This is a genomic window from Janthinobacterium paucivorans, assembly GCF_051380805.1.
Taxonomy (GTDB): Bacteria; Pseudomonadota; Gammaproteobacteria; order Burkholderiales; family Burkholderiaceae_D; genus Janthinobacterium; species Janthinobacterium lividum_D.
Genome location: NZ_JBNYXR010000011.1, coordinates 42,022 through 57,789, shown reverse-complemented (window position 1 = coordinate 57,789; position 15,768 = coordinate 42,022). Strand labels below are relative to the sequence as shown.

General features: G+C 58.3%; 13 protein-coding genes. 12 read left to right on the top strand and 1 reads right to left on the bottom strand.

Annotated features, from left to right (window positions below; translation table 11 throughout):
• Positions 1-169: 169 nt before the first annotated feature.
• From ACQ4V8_RS14495 to ACQ4V8_RS14465, 7 genes are all read left to right on the top strand, one after another.
• A complete protein-coding gene (locus ACQ4V8_RS14495; RefSeq protein ID WP_010393822.1) occupies positions 170-1,795 on the top strand; it encodes a GMC family oxidoreductase in 1,626 nt (541 codons plus the stop codon).
• 133 nt (positions 1,796-1,928) lie between these two features.
• Entirely contained in the window at positions 1,929-2,699 is a 771-nt protein-coding gene (locus ACQ4V8_RS14490; RefSeq protein ID WP_436571745.1) for an ABC transporter ATP-binding protein, read from the top strand.
• A complete protein-coding gene (locus ACQ4V8_RS14485; protein WP_436571717.1) occupies positions 2,699-3,427 on the top strand; it encodes an ABC transporter ATP-binding protein in 729 nt (242 codons plus the stop codon). Before ACQ4V8_RS14490 ends, ACQ4V8_RS14485 begins: the two co-directional genes overlap by 1 nt.
• 70 nt (positions 3,428-3,497) lie before the next feature.
• Positions 3,498-4,715, top strand: coding sequence for an ABC transporter substrate-binding protein (locus ACQ4V8_RS14480; RefSeq protein ID WP_436571716.1), 1,218 nt, complete (start codon positions 3,498-3,500; stop codon positions 4,713-4,715).
• A 166-nt stretch (positions 4,716-4,881) separates the two neighbouring features.
• Complete coding sequence (locus ACQ4V8_RS14475) at positions 4,882-5,766, top strand: branched-chain amino acid ABC transporter permease (RefSeq protein WP_010393815.1); 885 nt, start codon at positions 4,882-4,884, stop codon at positions 5,764-5,766.
• Between the two features lie 31 nt (positions 5,767-5,797).
• Positions 5,798-6,778, top strand: coding sequence for a branched-chain amino acid ABC transporter permease (locus ACQ4V8_RS14470; RefSeq protein WP_010393813.1), 981 nt, complete (start codon positions 5,798-5,800; stop codon positions 6,776-6,778).
• Positions 6,779-6,854: 76 nt separating this feature from the next.
• On the top strand, positions 6,855-8,927 hold the full coding sequence (locus tag ACQ4V8_RS14465) for a 3-hydroxybutyrate oligomer hydrolase family protein (RefSeq protein WP_436571715.1): 2,073 nt from the start codon (positions 6,855-6,857) through the stop codon (positions 8,925-8,927).
• Between the two features lie 3 nt (positions 8,928-8,930).
• On the opposite strand, the gene ACQ4V8_RS14460 is transcribed toward ACQ4V8_RS14465, so the two are convergent.
• Positions 8,931-10,088 carry an iron-containing alcohol dehydrogenase gene (locus ACQ4V8_RS14460; RefSeq protein WP_010393809.1) on the bottom strand — a complete coding sequence of 386 codons (1,158 nt, stop codon included), beginning with the start codon at positions 10,086-10,088 and terminating at the stop codon, positions 8,931-8,933.
• A gap of 482 nt (positions 10,089-10,570) precedes the next feature.
• Between ACQ4V8_RS14460 and mnmG the strand changes: the two genes are divergently transcribed.
• The 5 genes from mnmG to ACQ4V8_RS14435 all read left to right on the top strand — a co-directional run bounded on the left by mnmG (position 10,571) and on the right by ACQ4V8_RS14435 (position 15,752).
• Entirely contained in the window at positions 10,571-12,508 is a 1,938-nt protein-coding gene (gene mnmG, locus ACQ4V8_RS14455) for a tRNA uridine-5-carboxymethylaminomethyl(34) synthesis enzyme MnmG (RefSeq protein WP_436571714.1), read from the top strand.
• Positions 12,505-13,149 (top strand): 16S rRNA (guanine(527)-N(7))-methyltransferase RsmG, encoded by a 645-nt coding sequence (gene rsmG / locus ACQ4V8_RS14450; RefSeq protein WP_010393802.1) that lies wholly within the window; start codon positions 12,505-12,507, stop codon positions 13,147-13,149. The genes mnmG and rsmG overlap by 4 nt, the downstream gene beginning before the upstream one ends.
• A 177-nt stretch (positions 13,150-13,326) precedes the next feature.
• Positions 13,327-14,097, top strand: a complete 771-nt coding sequence (locus ACQ4V8_RS14445) for a ParA family protein (protein ID WP_010393800.1) — start codon at positions 13,327-13,329, stop codon at positions 14,095-14,097.
• A 131-nt stretch (positions 14,098-14,228) separates the two neighbouring features.
• Positions 14,229-15,113, top strand: coding sequence for a ParB/RepB/Spo0J family partition protein (locus tag ACQ4V8_RS14440; protein ID WP_010393797.1), 885 nt, complete (start codon positions 14,229-14,231; stop codon positions 15,111-15,113).
• Between the two features lie 270 nt (positions 15,114-15,383).
• Positions 15,384-15,752: an ATP synthase subunit I gene (locus ACQ4V8_RS14435; RefSeq protein ID WP_010393794.1), complete on the top strand. Its 369-nt coding sequence runs from the start codon at positions 15,384-15,386 to the stop codon at positions 15,750-15,752.
• The last annotated feature ends 16 nt before the right edge of the window (positions 15,753-15,768 follow it).

Below are 15,768 nucleotides of genomic sequence, written 5' to 3'. Positions count from 1 at the left end.
GTTTGCTCTTGTCGCTGGCGGCGATTAATGTCGCCCTGGTGCAGCACTGGTGGTAATCTTAATGTGGCGCAACAGCTATGCACGCATGAAGAAAGACAGACTCTGGTAAAGGAACGCGGTGGGGAGACACGCCGCGCGACAGCTTGATGGCATACCAAAAGGAGCTTCATTGGAATCAGCAGGCGAATACGACTACATCATTGTGGGCGGCGGTACGGCAGGCTGCGTGCTGGCCAACCGGCTCACACGCGACAAGGACGCCAACGTTTTACTCGTGGAAGCGGGTGGCAAGGACGATTATGTATGGATACACATCCCTGTAGGCTATCTGCATTGCATCGGCAATCCCCGCACAGACTGGTTGTATGCCACGCAGGCAGAGGCGGGACTCGGTGGGCGCAGCTTGATGTATCCGCGCGGCAAAGTGCTGGGCGGTTGTTCTTCCATCAATGGCATGATTTATATGCGCGGACAGGCCAATGATTACGACCACTGGGCCAACTTGACGGACGATGCATCCTGGCGCTGGGACAAAGTCTTGCCGCTATTCAAACAAAGCGAGGATCACTACGGCGGGGCCTCGGAAAACCATGGCGTGGGCGGCGAGTGGCGGGTGGAAAAACAGCGGCTATCGTGGGATATTTTGAACGCTTTTCGCGACGCGGCGCAGCAGGTTGGCATTCCAAAAACCAGTGATTTCAATGGCGGCGACAACAGCGGCAGCGCGTATTTCGACGTCAACCAGCGCCGCGGCATCCGCTGGAATACGTCGAAAGCATTTTTAAAACCGGCCGCCCGCCGTGCGAATCTGACCATCATGACGGGTTGTCACGTAGAACGTCTGCTGCTGGAAACGACGCCAACGGGAGCGCGCTGCACGGGTATCGTGTTTACCGGCGGTGGCACGCAGTGGCAGGCGACGGCCAAGCGGGAAACCTTGCTCACGGCGGGCGCCATCGGCTCACCCCAATTGTTGCAATTGTCCGGTATTGGCCCGGCCGCCTTGCTGCAGCAGCATGGCATTGTTCCCGTGCTCGATATCGCTGGCGTGGGCGGCAATTTGCAAGACCATCTGCAGCTGCGCATGGTATTTAAAGTGCAGGGCGTGAAAACTTTGAACGTAATGGCGGGCAATTTGCTGGGCAAGATGCAGATTGGTTTGCAATATGCCTTGTTTCAGAGCGGGCCCATGTCGATGGCGCCGTCGCAACTGGGTGCGTTTGCCAAGTCCGATCCGCAGCAAGCCACGCCGAATCTGCAATACCATGTGCAGCCCTTGTCGCTCGACAAATTCGGCGAGCCGCTGCACACGTTTCCCGCGTTTACGGCCAGCGTATGCAATTTGCGCCCCACCTCGCGCGGCCATGTGCAAATCGCCAGTGCCGACAGTTATGCAGCGCCAAACATCGTGCCAAATTACCTCAGTACGCAGCACGATCTTAGCGTGGCGGCCGACGCCTTGCGCCTGACGCGGGCCATTGCCGCCGCGCCCGCCTTGAAAAAATTTGCGCCGCAGGAATACAAGCCTGGCTTGCAATTCCAGAGCGAGGAAGAACTGGCGCAGGCGGCCAGCCAGATCGGCACCACCATCTTTCACCCGGTGGGCACTTGCCGCATGGGCCTTGCCAGCGATGCATCGAGCGTCGTCGACAGCCAATTGCGCGTGCTCGGCGTGGCAGGTTTACGCGTCGTCGATGCTTCCATCATGCCGTACATTACTTCTGGTAATACCAACTCACCGACCGTGATGATCGCGGAAAAAGCAGCGCAAATGATACATGCGGCCTGGAAATGAGCACGTGCCAGCATGGCTTTGCGCCATTCGGGCTGGCGAAAATTCCCCGTAGTTATACTGTATTGTGCGTTAAATTTAAGTTGTGTATTATAAAAATGACTAAATAGTACAAAAAGTACAACTAGGAGACATGATGTCAAACGTCATCTTGGAAACAAGAAATTTAACCAAGCAATTCAAGGGATTCACCGCAGTGAGCGAGGTGAACCTGCAGGTAGAGCGCGGTCATATCCATGCCTTGATCGGTCCCAACGGCGCCGGCAAGACCACGTGCTTCAACTTGCTCACCAAATTCCTGATCCCCACTTCCGGACAGATCCTGTTCAATGGGAAAGACATCACGGCTGCCAAACCGGCGCAAATCGCCCGCATGGGCGTGATTCGTTCCTTCCAGATTTCCGCCGTTTTCCCGCATTTGTCCGTGCTGCAAAATGTGCGCATCGGCTTGCAGCGCCAGCTGGGCACTTCCTTCCATTTCTGGAAAAGCGAACGTTCCCTGAGCCAGCTCAACGACCGTGCCATGGCCTTGCTGGCCGAAGTCGATCTGACGGAGTTTGCCGACACCATCACGGTCGATATGCCGTATGGCCGCAAGCGGGCGCTGGAAATTGCCACCACCTTGGCAATGGCGCCGGAAATGATGTTGCTCGACGAGCCGACGCAGGGCATGGGTCATGAAGACGTGCATCGTGTGACGGAACTGATCAAAAAGGTGTCGGCTGGGCGCACCATCCTGATGGTGGAACACAATATGAGCGTGGTCTCCGGCATTTGCGACAAGATTTCTGTCCTGCAGCGCGGCGCCATGCTGGCCGAAGGCAGTTATGCGGAAGTGTCGCGTAATCCACAGGTGATGGAAGCGTACATGGGCACCACCCACGCCGAGCTGGAAGGGGCGCATTGATGACGACGCAATCGAAGACAGGCACGCCGGCGCTGGAAATTACACAACTGCACACCTGGTACGGTGAATCGCACATCTTGCACGACGTGAATCTGAAAGTAGGGCAGGGCGAAGTGGTGACTTTGCTGGGCCGCAATGGCGCCGGACGGACAACCACCTTGCGCGCCATCATGGGCTTGACGGGCGCACGCACGGGCTCCATCAAAGTCAATGGTGTTGAAGCAATAGGTTTGGCCACGCACAAAATCGCCCACCTGGGCATCGGCTATTGTCCCGAAGAGCGCGGTATTTTTTCATCGCTGTCGACCGAGGAAAACCTGATGTTGCCGCCGACTCTGGCTAGCGGCGAGAAGGGCATGTCGGTCGAGGAAATCTATGCCATGTTCCCAAATTTGCAGGAGCGCCGCCACAGCCAGGGCACGCGCCTGTCGGGCGGGGAACAACAGATGCTGGCCGTGGCGCGTATCTTGCGCACCGGTGCGCGCCTGCTGCTGCTCGATGAAATATCCGAAGGCTTGGCACCTGTCATCGTGCAAGGGCTGGCGCGCATGATCACCACCCTGAAAGCGAAAGGTTACACCATTGTCATGGTGGAACAGAATTTCCGGTTTGCCGCACCGCTGGCGGACCGGTTTTATGTGATGGAGCACGGTCAGATCGTCGAGACTTTTGCTGCATCCGAACTGGAAGCCAAGATGCCGGTATTGACCGAGCTGCTTGGCGTGTAATGCCCATGTAGTTCCGTATCGTCATCGAGCAATCGTTTAAATAGCCAACAATAATCCCAACGGAGACACTATGAAACGTAACGCTATCGCCATTGCCACCGCCACTCTGTGTACCTTGTCGGCACTGGGCTTGTCCAGCGCCGCGCACGCCCAGGTATCGGGTGACACCATCAAGATCGGCTTCATTTCCGACATGTCCGGCGTGTATTCCGACGTCGACGGCCTCGGTGGCGCCGAAGCCATCAAGATGGCGATCGCCGATGCCGGCGTGGTATTGGCCGGAAAAAAGGTGGAATTCATCTCTGCCGACCATCAAAACAAGGCCGACATCGCCGCCTCGAAGGCGCGCGAGTGGTTTGACCAGCAAGGCGTCGACATGCTGATCGGCGGTACCAACTCCGGTGCCAGCCTGGCCATGGCCAAGGTTGCGGCGGAAAAGAAAAAAATCTTCATCGCCATCGGCGCCGGTTCCTCGCGCCTGACGAATGAAGAATGCACGCCTTACACCGTGCATTACGCCTACGACACGGTAGCGCTGGCGCGCGGGACGGGCGGCACTATCGTCAAGCAGGGCGGCAAGAGCTGGTATTTCATGACGGCCGATTACGCGTTTGGCCACTCGCTGGAAAAAGACACGGCCGAGGTCGTCAAGGCGGCTGGCGGCAAGGTACTCGGTAGCGTCAAGCATCCGTTGGGCGCCTCGGATTTCTCCTCGTTCCTGTTGCAGGCGCAGGCTGCCAAGCCACAGATTCTGGGCCTGGCCAATGCGGGCGGCGATGCCATCAACAGCATCAAGGCGGCCAATGAGTTTGGCTTGACGAAAACGATGAAGCTGGCCGGCTTGCTGATCTTCATCAATGACATCCATTCGCTGGGCTTGAACCTGACGCAAGGCATGTACTTGACGGACGGCTGGTACTGGGACTTGAATGCGGAAACGCGCGCCTGGTCGAAACGTTATTTCGCAAAGATGAAGAAGGAACCGTCGATGCTGCAGGCGGCCGACTATTCGGCTGCGGCGAACTACCTCAATGCCGTCAAGGCGCTGGGCACGGACGACACCGAAAAGGTCATGGCCCACCTGAAAAAGACCAAAATCAACGATATGTTTACCCACAATGGCGAAGTGCGCCCCGATGGCCGCATGGTGCACGATATGTATCTGATGGAAGTGAAGAAGCCATCCGAGTCGAAATACCCGTGGGATTACTACAAGGTGATCGCCACCGTGCCTGGTGCGCAAGCGTTTGTGACCAAGGCCGAATCGAAGTGTTCCCTGTGGAAGTAAGGCTGTAGCAATATCTACAGCTTGCCCGCCACTGTGCGGGCGCTCTGTCCTGTACGCTCTTTGCGCGCAGGGTTCGCCTTGCGCCGCCGCGCCAGCCTGGTCTGCGGTGGCGTGTTTCCCTTGATATGACACCGTCCTGTGGCGGTGCTTTTTATACTGTGATGCCATGGAAATTTTCGGCGTTCCATTACAAGCGATGATGAGCCAGCTGCTGCTGGGTCTTGTCAACGGCTCGTTTTATGCCATGTTGTCCCTCGGTCTGGCCGTCATCTTCGGCTTGCTTAATGTCATTAATTTCTCGCATGGCGCCATGTACATGATGGGCGCCTTTCTGGCCTGGATGGGCCTCAGTTACTTCGACATCAATTACTGGGCTATGCTGGTCATTGCCCCGATCCTGGTCGGCCTGGTCGGCATCGTGATCGAAAAAACCATGCTGCGCTGGCTGTATAAGCTCGACCACCTGTATGGCTTGCTGCTGACTTTTGGCATCACCCTGATCATGGAAGGCGTGTTTCGCTCCTTCTATGGCGTTTCGGGCCAGCCGTACGCCGTGCCTGAAGCGCTCGCTGGCGCAACCGATCTGGGTTTCATGATATTGCCGAACTACCGCGCCTGGGTGGTGATCGCTTCGCTCTCCGTGTGCCTAGCCACCTGGTTCGTCATTGAAAAAACCAAATTGGGGGCCTACCTGCGGGCCGGCACGGAAAACCCGAAATTGGTGGAAGCGTTCGGCATCAATGTGCCGCTGATGGTGACGCTGACGTATGGCTTTGGCGTGGCACTGGCCGGTTTCGCCGGCGTGCTGGCGGCGCCCATCATTCAGGTGTCGCCGCTGATGGGCTCGAACCTGATCATCGTCGTGTTTGCCGTGGTGGTGATCGGCGGCATGGGTTCCATCATGGGCTCCATCTTGACGGGCCTGGGCTTGGGTGTGATCGAGGGCCTGACTCGCGTGTTCTACCCGGAAGGCTCGGCCACCGTGGTGTTCGTGGTGATGGTCATCGTGCTCCTGCTGCGTCCCGCCGGCCTGTTCGGCAAAGAAAAGTAATCCTCATCAGTCATGTATTGGAGCTACCACGATGAATAAGAATGTAGGCTACGCCATTGCCTTGCTGCTGGCGTTGGCGGCGCCGTTTTACGGTTATCCCGTCTTCCTGATGAAGTTATTGTGCTTTGCCCTGTTTGCCTGCGCCTTTAACTTGCTGATCGGCTATACCGGCCTGCTGTCGTTCGGTCATGCCGCCTTCTTTGGCGGTGCCGGCTATGTGACCGGCTACGCGCTGCGCACCTGGGGTTGGCCAACGGAACTGGGCTTGCTGGCCGGCGTTGCCACGGGGGCCTTGCTAGGCCTGGTGATCGGCGGCCTGGCGATCCGCCGTCAAGGCATTTACTTTACGATGATCACCTTGGCGCTGGCGCAGATGGTGTACTTCCTTGCCTTGCGCCTGCCGTTCACCGGTGGCGAGGATGGCTTGCAGGGTGTTCCACGTGGAACCTTGTTGGGCATGATAGACCTGGCTAATGACACGGTGCTGTACTACGTGGTGCTGGCCATCTTCATCGCCGGCTTCGCCCTGATCGTGCGCACCATCCACTCGCCGTTCGGCCAAGTACTCAAGGCCATCAAGGAAAATGAACCGCGCGCCATCTCGCTCGGTTACGACGTCAACAAGTACAAGCTGATGGCCATCGTGCTGTCGGCCTCGCTGGCGGCACTGGCCGGCGCCACCAAGACGCTGGTGCTGGGCTTTGAAACCCTTACCGATGTCTACTGGGGCATGTCCGGCCTGGTCGTGTTGATGACCTTGGTCGGTGGCATGGGCACGCTGTCCGGTCCCATCCTTGGCGCAGTATTGATCATCGCGCTGGAAAACAAGTTGGGCGATGTTGGCACGTATCTGGCCACGCACACGGGTATCGAGTGGTTTGGCACTCTGGGCGAGTCGGTGGGTATGGTCACTGGCGTGATCTTTGTCATTTGCGTCTTGCTGTTCCGGCGCGGCATCGTCGGCGAAGCCATTGCGCGCTTCGGCGGCAGGGCTGCCAAAGCCGCTGTCTGATTTTCAAGCAACGCCGGACCGATAGTCCGGCGTTTTTCATTCGGCACCCACTGTTACTAGAACGGAGAGAAGCTCCATGCAAACGATGATCACGATCACGCGGGCGGGCACTGGCATGAGTTTGTGCGCCATGCTGGCCTTGGCAGGCTGCGGCAGCAACCATGCAGCGGAAGAACTGAATCAATTGCCCAGCTACCTGGGCATGATCACGCGCGCTGATTACGACGGCAAGACGAACGATTTACTCACGGCAGGTCTGGGCAAGACGGGGCTGGCGGGCGCCACGCCCGCGTATGCGAATGCGGAGCAGCCGACGCCGCTCGAACTGCGCCGCAATGCCATCTACGCCAATTATCGCGCCGTGCTCGATATTGCCGCCAACAGCGGCTATGGCACCCTGTATGGCCCGAACGTCGATGCGTCCGGGAACGTGGGCGCGGGCGAGGGCCTGGTAGCCGGCAGTGAATACATCGCCTACGCCGACGATGGCACGGGCAAGAAGAATGTCAGCTTGATGGTGCAGGTACCGGCCAGCTTCGATCCCGAGCGTGCCTGCATCGTCACGGGCACGTCGAGCGGCTCGCGCGGCATCTATGGCGCCATCGGCAGTTCGGGCGAGTGGGGTTTGAAGAAGGGCTGCGCCGTGGCGTATGCGGACAAAGGTTCCGGCACAGGGCTGTATGTGTTTGAAGACGACAGCGTCAATTTGCAGAACGGCGCGCGCGCGGGCAGGGTGGCTGCCGGCAAGAATGCACTCTTCGTGCCCGACTTGAGCGATGCCGACCGGCTGGCCTGGTCTAGCGCCTATCCGAACCGTATCGCCTTCAAGCATGCGCACTCGCAGCAAAACCCGGAGAAGGATTGGGGCAAGGTGACCTTGCAGGCGGTCGAGATGGCGTATTATGTCTTGAACCAACGTTATGGCGTACTGGCGCGCGACGGCAGTTCGCGCATCGTGCGGTTGACGCCGAAGAACACCATCACGATAGCATCGAGCATTTCCAACGGTGCCGGCTCGGCCCTGCTGGCGGCGGAACACGATACGCAGGACTTGATCAGCGGCGTCGTCGCCAGTGAGCCGCAGATTCAGCCGGCGGCGTCTAGTGCTTACAGCGTGCGGCAAGGCGGAGTGCAGCTTGCCAATCCGGGCCGCGCGTTGTTCGACTACGCTACCTATGCAGCCTTGTATCAGCCTTGCGTGGCTTCCGTCGCCAGTAATGCGGGACGCTGCACGGCGCTGCTTGCCAAGGGGCTGTTGAACGGCGCCGACCTGGCGGCGCAGCAAGCGGATGCGAAGCAACGCTTGCGCGCGTATGGCTGGCTGGTCGATTCCGATCCGCTGCAGGCCGCGCATGCGGGCACGAATATCCTGGTGGCCGTGACGTACGCCTATGCTTATGGAAAATTTTCCGTGACCGACAAGGTATGCGGTTTCACGTTTGCACAGACCGATGGCAGCGCTAATCCGATTCTTTTTACCTCGGCGCAAAGGGCGGCCAGTTTTGCGGCGCAAAACGGTATACCCGGCAGTGTCGTCTACGAGAACAGCGTGGGCGGCGCCAAGGGCTACACGGCTGGCGTGTCGCCCTCAAGCAACATTGCGGACCAGTCGCTCGATGGCTTTCTGTGCCTGCGCAGCTTGGCGATAGGCAAGGATGCCGTCAGCGGCGCCAACTTGCAGGGCACCTTGGAAGGGCAAAGCGCGCGCGTGCGGGCAGGCATGGCCGAAGTAGCTGCCAGCGGAAAATTGCATGGCAAGCCAGCCATCATCGTGCATGGCCGCAGCGATACCCTGATTCCCGTCAATCAAGCCTCGCGCGCCTATCTTGGCCTGAACGCGGCCGTGGAAGGGAGCAACAGCAAACTGCGCTATGTGGAGGTGACTAACGCCAACCACTTCGATTCCTTCAGCAGCGCCTTGCCGACCCTGATCGTGCCCTTGCATGTGTACCTGAACCGGGCACTCGACGCGATGTTTGCGCATTTGTCTGTCAAGCAAGCGTTGCCGCCCTCGCAGGTGGTGCGCGCGGTGACACGCGCTGACGCGTCGACCTTGATCACGAATGTCAACGTGCCAGCGATAGCGGCAACGCCATTGGCGGGTAATGCGATCAGCGTGACGGGCACGGTGGTGGATGTACCCAACTGAGTCTCATAGCGCTGCCGCATAGATGGCGCGGGCATCCTTGCGTGTGACAACGCGCGCATTGTTGCCCAGCAATCGCGTCTGCAGCATGGCGTCATCGGCGAGTCGGTCCAGGTCGCTGGTCATGACGCCCACTTCGCGCAGCGTGCGCGCGATGCCGGTGGCAGCGCTAATGTCCTGCATGGCGTCGATCAAGGCCTCGGCCCGTGCTTTCTCGCTGCCCGTGATGCCCGGTTGCACGACGCTCGCCAGTTGCGCATACAGGGGCGCTGCGTGGGACAGATTGAAGCGCAGCACGTGTGGCAGCACCAGCGCATTCGACAGGCCGTGTGGCACGTGGAACAGGCTGCCAATGGGATAGGCAAGCGCATGCACGGCGGCCACGGGCGCATTGGCAAACGCCTGGCCGGCCAGCATGGCGCCTAGCAGCATGGCTTCGCGCGCCGGCAAGTTGCTGCCATCGCGGCAGGCCGTGAGCAGATTACCGGACAATAGCGACAAGGCTTCGATAGCCAGCATGTCGGACAAGGGATTTTTCAGCAGGCGGCTGGTGTACGCCTCGATCGCATGCACCATGGCGTCGATGCCGGTGGCGGCTGTCACGGCGGGCGGCAAGCTCAGGGTCAGCTTGGCATCGAGGATGGCCAAGTCTGCATATAGTTGCGGCGCGACTATGCCCATCTTGCTGCTGGCGCCTGTGGTGACGATGGCAATCTGCGTCACTTCGGAACCTGTGCCTGCCGTAGTGGGTAATTGCACCAGGGGCAGGCGTTGGCTGTGGACATTGCCGATGCCATACAGTTGCGCCAGATCCTGGTGTCCTGCTGCCAGCACGGCGACCAGTTTGGCCACGTCCAGCGAGCTGCCGCCACCGAGACCGATGATGAGTTCCACGTGAAACATTTGGGCTCGGCTCACGCCTGCAAGCACGACCGCTTCCGACGGATCCGCTTGCACATCGGAAAAGACATGCACCTCAATGCCTGCCGTTCGCAAGCTATGCAGCGGATCATCTGCAAGTCCCGTACCTAGAAAACCAGCGTCGGTGACGAGCAGCGCGCGGCGCACGGTGGGGAAGTGATGGGCGACGTGCGCGCCCAGTTGGGTGGCGGCGCCTGGCGCAACGATCAGATGCGGCACGGTGCGGAACTGGAAGGCGGGCATGCATACTCCTGGCAGTCGAGTCATGTGCCAAGCTTACTCCGCTTTTCCGTCCCGCGTGTGTTTCACGTGGAACGGGAACGGGGGCATCCATCAATGCCGTGTTGCCTATCGGATGACCGGCCGAAGGCCAATATCCTCCAAAAGTCCATGACGGCCAAGAGAACCGGCAAACCAAGTTCGCTGACGTTCGCATTCCTAGACTTCAGGAGGACGACCTCGCTATTTAGCAGGATGGACAGGATGGAGAGGATGGAGAGGATGGAGAGAGTGGAAGGCCGCTGGCAGCGGATGGCGTACAGCAGGGGGATGACGGCGCACACGCGAGTCCGGTGCGTGTTCCACGTGAAACAGAAATGCCCTCTTCCGCTCTACTGCTGAGTAAAAATTAAGCAAAAATTGGCCCATGGAAGGTTACGCTCGCAAAAAGACTCTATAATCGGGCTCTCTTCCCGCATTTTTACTTGCACTGTTACCTATTAATTATGTTATTTCCTACAGAATTCGACGTTATCGTTGTCGGTGGTGGTCACGCCGGTACCGAGGCGGCCCTCGCTTCCGCCCGCATGGGGCAGAAGACGCTATTGCTTACGCATAATATTGAGACACTGGGCCAGATGTCGTGTAATCCCTCGATTGGCGGCATCGGCAAGGGCCATTTGGTCAAAGAGGTCGATGCCATGGGCGGTGCGATGGCAATTGCCACCGACGAGTCCGGCATCCAGTTCCGCATCCTGAACTCTTCGAAAGGTCCGGCAGTACGCGCCACGCGCGCCCAGGCTGACCGCATTTTATACAAAGCCGCCATCCGTACACGTCTGGAAAACCAGCCGAATTTATGGCTGTTCCAGCAAGCCGTGGACGACTTGATCGTCGAAGGCGACCGTGTCGTCGGCGCCGTGACGCAGATCGGCCTGAAGTTTTTGGCGCGCGCCGTGGTGCTGACGGCTGGTACTTTCCTTGACGGGAAGATTCACGTGGGCTTGAATAATTACTCGGCTGGTCGCGCCGGTGACCCGCCCGCCATTTCGCTGTCCGCCCGCCTGAAAGAGCTGAAACTGCCGCAAGGGCGTTTGAAAACGGGCACGCCGCCGCGCATCGATGGGCGCACGATCGATTTTTCCGTGATGCAAGAACAGGCCGGTGATCTCGATCCCGTGCCCGTCTTCTCGGTGATGGGCAACACGTCCATGCATCCGCGCCAGGTGCCCTGCTGGGTCACGCACACGAATACGCAGACGCATGACATTATCCGCGCCGGCCTCGATCGCAGCCCCATGTACACGGGCGTCATCGAAGGCGTGGGTCCCCGCTATTGCCCCTCGATCGAAGACAAGATCCACCGTTTCTCGGGCAAGGACTCGCACCAGATCTTCCTTGAGCCGGAAGGCTTGACGACGCATGAGTTCTATCCGAACGGTATCTCCACGAGCCTGCCGTTCGATGTGCAGATCGCCCTGGTGCAATCGATGAAGGGCATGGAAAACGCCCACATCATGCGCCCCGGTTACGCCATCGAATATGATTATTTCGACCCGCGCGGCTTGAAGGCGTCGCTGGAAACGAAGGCCGTGGCTGGTCTGTTCTTCGCCGGTCAGATCAACGGTACTACCGGTTACGAAGAAGCGGCCGCGCAAGGTATGTTGGCCGGCCTGAACGCAGCCTTGCTGACGCAGGACAAGGAAGCCTGGGTACCGGGTCGCTCCGAGGCGTATCTGGGCGTGCTGGTCGACGATCTGATCACCCAGGGCGTGCAGGAACCGTACCGCATGTTCACCAGCCGCGCCGAGTACCGCTTGAGCCTGCGTGAAGACAATGCCGATATGCGCCTGACGGAAATCGGTCGCACCTTGGGCTGCGTCGGCGATGCCCAGTGGCAAGCCTTCGAAACCAAGCGTGAAGCAGTGGCGCTGGAACTGCAGCGCCTGCGTTCTACCTGGGTCAATCCGCGCATACTGGCGGCGGCCGAATCGGAACGCATCGTCGGCCAGGCTATCGAGCGCGAGTACTCGCTGGCCGACCTGCTGTGCCGTCCGAACGTGGCTTACGATACCCTGATGAGCATGACGGGCATGGAAGGCCAGGCTCTGGCCGGCCCCGGAGTAGAGGATCCCGCCGTGCGCGAGCAGGTGGAAATCCAGCTCAAATATGCGGGCTATATCGAGCGCCAGAGCAAGGAAATCGAGCGTCATGAACACTATGAAAACCTGGCCCTGCCAGTCGGTTTCAACTACCTCGATATCGGCGCCTTGTCGGTCGAAGTACGCCAAAAACTCGACAAGCAGCGCCCTGAAACCCTGGGCCAGGCATCGCGCATTTCCGGCGTGACCCCGGCGGCGATTTCGCTGCTGCTGGTGCATTTGAAAAAGCGTGGTTTCGGTGCCGCGCAGACTACCACTTTAAAGGACGAGGTTGTTGAATGAAGCAGTTTGACCGGGCCGCACTGGCCCCCATTTTGAATGAAGGCATCGCCGCGCTGGAGCTGGACCTGAGCGCGGATCAGACGGAACAACTGCTCGACTACCTGGCCCTGCTGGCCAAATGGAACAGCGTCTATAACCTCACGTCGGTGCGCGATCCCATGCAGATGCTGACCTTGCATGTACTCGATTCGCTGGCCGCCGTGCCAGCGTTCGCAGACGCGAAAAACGTGCTCGACGTGGGCGCCGGTGGCGGTTTGCCGGGGATGGTGCTGGCTATCGCGCGGCCCGATGTGAAAGTATCGATGATCGACACGGTGCATAAGAAGACGGCTTTTTTGACACAAGTGAAGGCTGAACTGGGTCTGGCCAACGTCACCGTCTACACCAAGCGCGTGGAACAGCTGGAAGTGCAGCAGAAATTCGATGTCATCACCTCGCGCGCTTTTGCCGACCTGTCCGATTTCGTCAACTGGTCGAACCATGTGCTGGCCGAGGGGGGGCAATTCATCGCCTTGAAAGGGGTGGCACCACCAGACGAGCGCGAGCGACTGCCGGCAGACTGGCAAATAACGCAATTACGGCCTATCCAGGTGCCAGGGCTAAATGCGGAGCGTCATCTGATCTTTATAGCAAGATTGTAAGGGCTGGTAAATTAAACGGTATAAATCATATAAACAATTTATACGGTATAAATTATATAAACCGTATAAACAATTTATACCATATAAATAGTATAAATAAAATAAACAATATAAATCGTTTCGGTCGGATGCCGGGGCGCACGATGAAGTTTGCATTTCTTTACGACTAGAAGATACATGGCCAAAATTTTTTGTGTAGCAAATCAAAAGGGTGGTGTTGGTAAAACCACAACAAGCGTCAATCTCTCCGCCGGTCTGGCCAAGCTGAACCAGCGCGTGCTGCTGGTCGACCTCGACCCGCAGGGCAATGCGACCATGGGGGCCGGCATCAACAAGGCCGGCTTGAAGGCGTCCACCTATGAAGTCATGCTGGGCGAGTCCGATGTCAAGACGGCACGCCAACGTTCGGAAGCAGGGCGCTTCGATGTCTTGCCGTCGAACCGCGAACTGGCCGGTGCAGAAGTCGAGATGGTCGAACTGGATAACCGCGAACGCCGCCTGAAGGAAGCGCTGGCCGAAGTGGACAGCGAATACGACTTCATCCTGGTTGATTGCCCTCCGGCACTGTCGATGTTGACCTTGAATGGCCTGTGCGCCGCGCATGGTGTGATCATTCCGATGCAGTGCGAGTACTACGCGCTCGAAGGCTTGTCCGATCTGGTCAACACCATCAAGAAGGTGCACGCCAATCTGAACCCGGATTTGAAGATCATCGGCTTGCTGCGCGTGATGTTCGATCCGCGCATGACATTATCGCAACAAGTGTCTGCGCAACTGGAGCAGCACTTCGGCGACAAGGTTTTCAAAACCATCATTCCGCGCAATGTGCGACTGGCCGAAGCGCCATCGTACGGCTTGCCAGGCGTGACCTTCGACCCTAGTTCGAAAGGTGCCCAGGCGTATATCGCCTTTGGCGCCGAGATGGTCGAACGTATCAAACATATGTAAACAAGCCCGGGGTCAGACCCGCCGGGGGAATGCATCCCAATGGGATGCATTCCGATTCCTCCGGAACTGACCCCAGCATTTGCCGTTGGGTTAAAGGCAAATGGCAATATAGATAAGATTATTAGGACAGCATGGCTACGAAAAAATTAAAAGGACTGGGGCGCGGACTCGACGCCCTCCTGGGCGGCGGCGGCGATTTCGCCAGTCCGGACACGCATCAACCCTCCAGCTTACCCGTGTCACAAATGCAAGCTGGCAAGTACCAGCCGCGCACGCGCATGGACGAGGGAGCCCTGAACGAATTGGCCGCTTCGATCAAGGCGCAAGGATTGATGCAGCCCATCCTGGTGCGCCCGATCGGGCAAGACACCCTGAGCGGTGTGATTAAATATGAAATTATCGCTGGTGAACGCCGTTTCCGCGCCTCGCAGTTGGCGGGCTTGACGGAAGTGCCGGTGCTGGTGCGCGATGTGGACGACTTGGCCGCCGCGGCCATGGCGCTGATTGAGAATATCCAGCGCGAAGACCTTAATCCACTGGAAGAGGCGCAAGGTATCCACCGCCTGATCGCTGACTTCAATTTTACGCATGAGCAAGCGGCCACTGCGCTGGGACGCTCGCGCAGTGCGGTGTCGAACCTGTTGCGCCTGATGAACCTGGCCAGTCCCGTGCAGACTATGTTGATGGCCGGTGATATCGACATGGGCCATGCGCGTGCCTTGCTGGCGGTCGATCCAGCCAGCCAGATCAACTTGGCTAACCAGGTCGTGGCCAAACGCTTGTCGGTGCGCGAAACGGAAAAGCTGGTGACGCGCACCGTCGAGGAAGCGACCAATCCCGTCGAACCGCGGCAAAAGGAAAAGTCCGGCGACATCGCGCGCCTGGAAGAAGAGTTGTCCGATACGCTAGCCACGCCCGTGGTATTTAAAATGGGCAACAAAGGCCGTGGTCAACTGGTGATCGATTTTGCCGATCTTGACGTGCTCGATGGCGTGCTGACCCGCTTGCGTGGTTAAATAGCAAGTTGCAAAAATCTGGGGAGTGTGCCTGCAGACAATCTGGCCATACTTCCCGGATCTACCACGGGATTGCTTGTTAACACGCCAGAAATCGGCCAGACAAGCAACTTTGCCATATAGTGGTGCAAGTGACAGGGAATAGTCGGTAAAGCGTCAGTTTCACGCCGCAATCGCCCTGCTGCGGCGCAGCAACGTTTGACTCTATAGATCAAAGCCAACTATAATCCCGTGTCTTTGCGTGTGTAGATTTTTCTGGGAACCTGGCAATTGAGTGATTCACAACAAAGTATTGCCAAACCCGTCTACAAAGTAGTTGCATTGCAGTTAGCAATCGCTATCAGTTTTGCCACAGTCACCCTGTTTTTCGGTGGCAGTGTCAGAGGCTGGTCCGCCGCATACGGCGGTGCTATCGCAGTCATCGGTAGCCTGGTATATGCCATGTTGGTGGTTCGCGGTTCTAGCGACGCTAAAATGGCATTCCGGGCGCATTTGCGCGCAGAAGTGATGAAAATATTTATCACAGCGGTGCTGTTTATATTGGCACTGGTGTTGTTTCAGTCGGCCGCCTGGTTATGGCTGATCTTGGGTTTCGCGGTGGCAACCTTAGCATACTGGTTTTCATTGCTCGCTGTTTAATCATTGGTTTTGGGGC

What these genes read in the sequence shown, in the direction of transcription:
- ACQ4V8_RS14490 (WP_436571745.1), top strand. Translation starts at nt 1,929, where the DNA reads ATGTCAAACGTCATCTTGGAAACAAGAAATTTAACCAAGCAATTCAAG.
- ACQ4V8_RS14485 (WP_436571717.1), top strand. Translation starts at nt 2,699, where the DNA reads ATGACGACGCAATCGAAGACAGGCACGCCGGCGCTGGAAATTACACAA.
- ACQ4V8_RS14480 (WP_436571716.1), top strand. Translation starts at nt 3,498, where the DNA reads ATGAAACGTAACGCTATCGCCATTGCCACCGCCACTCTGTGTACCTTG.
- ACQ4V8_RS14475 (WP_010393815.1), top strand. Translation starts at nt 4,882, where the DNA reads ATGGAAATTTTCGGCGTTCCATTACAAGCGATGATGAGCCAGCTGCTG.
- ACQ4V8_RS14470 (WP_010393813.1), top strand. Translation starts at nt 5,798, where the DNA reads ATGAATAAGAATGTAGGCTACGCCATTGCCTTGCTGCTGGCGTTGGCG.
- ACQ4V8_RS14465 (WP_436571715.1), top strand. Translation starts at nt 6,855, where the DNA reads ATGCAAACGATGATCACGATCACGCGGGCGGGCACTGGCATGAGTTTG.
- ACQ4V8_RS14460 (WP_010393809.1), bottom strand. Translation starts at nt 10,088, where the DNA reads ATGCCCGCCTTCCAGTTCCGCACCGTGCCGCATCTGATCGTTGCGCCA.
- mnmG (WP_436571714.1), top strand. Translation starts at nt 10,571, where the DNA reads ATGTTATTTCCTACAGAATTCGACGTTATCGTTGTCGGTGGTGGTCAC.
- rsmG (WP_010393802.1), top strand. Translation starts at nt 12,505, where the DNA reads ATGAAGCAGTTTGACCGGGCCGCACTGGCCCCCATTTTGAATGAAGGC.
- ACQ4V8_RS14445 (WP_010393800.1), top strand. Translation starts at nt 13,327, where the DNA reads ATGGCCAAAATTTTTTGTGTAGCAAATCAAAAGGGTGGTGTTGGTAAA.
- ACQ4V8_RS14440 (WP_010393797.1), top strand. Translation starts at nt 14,229, where the DNA reads ATGGCTACGAAAAAATTAAAAGGACTGGGGCGCGGACTCGACGCCCTC.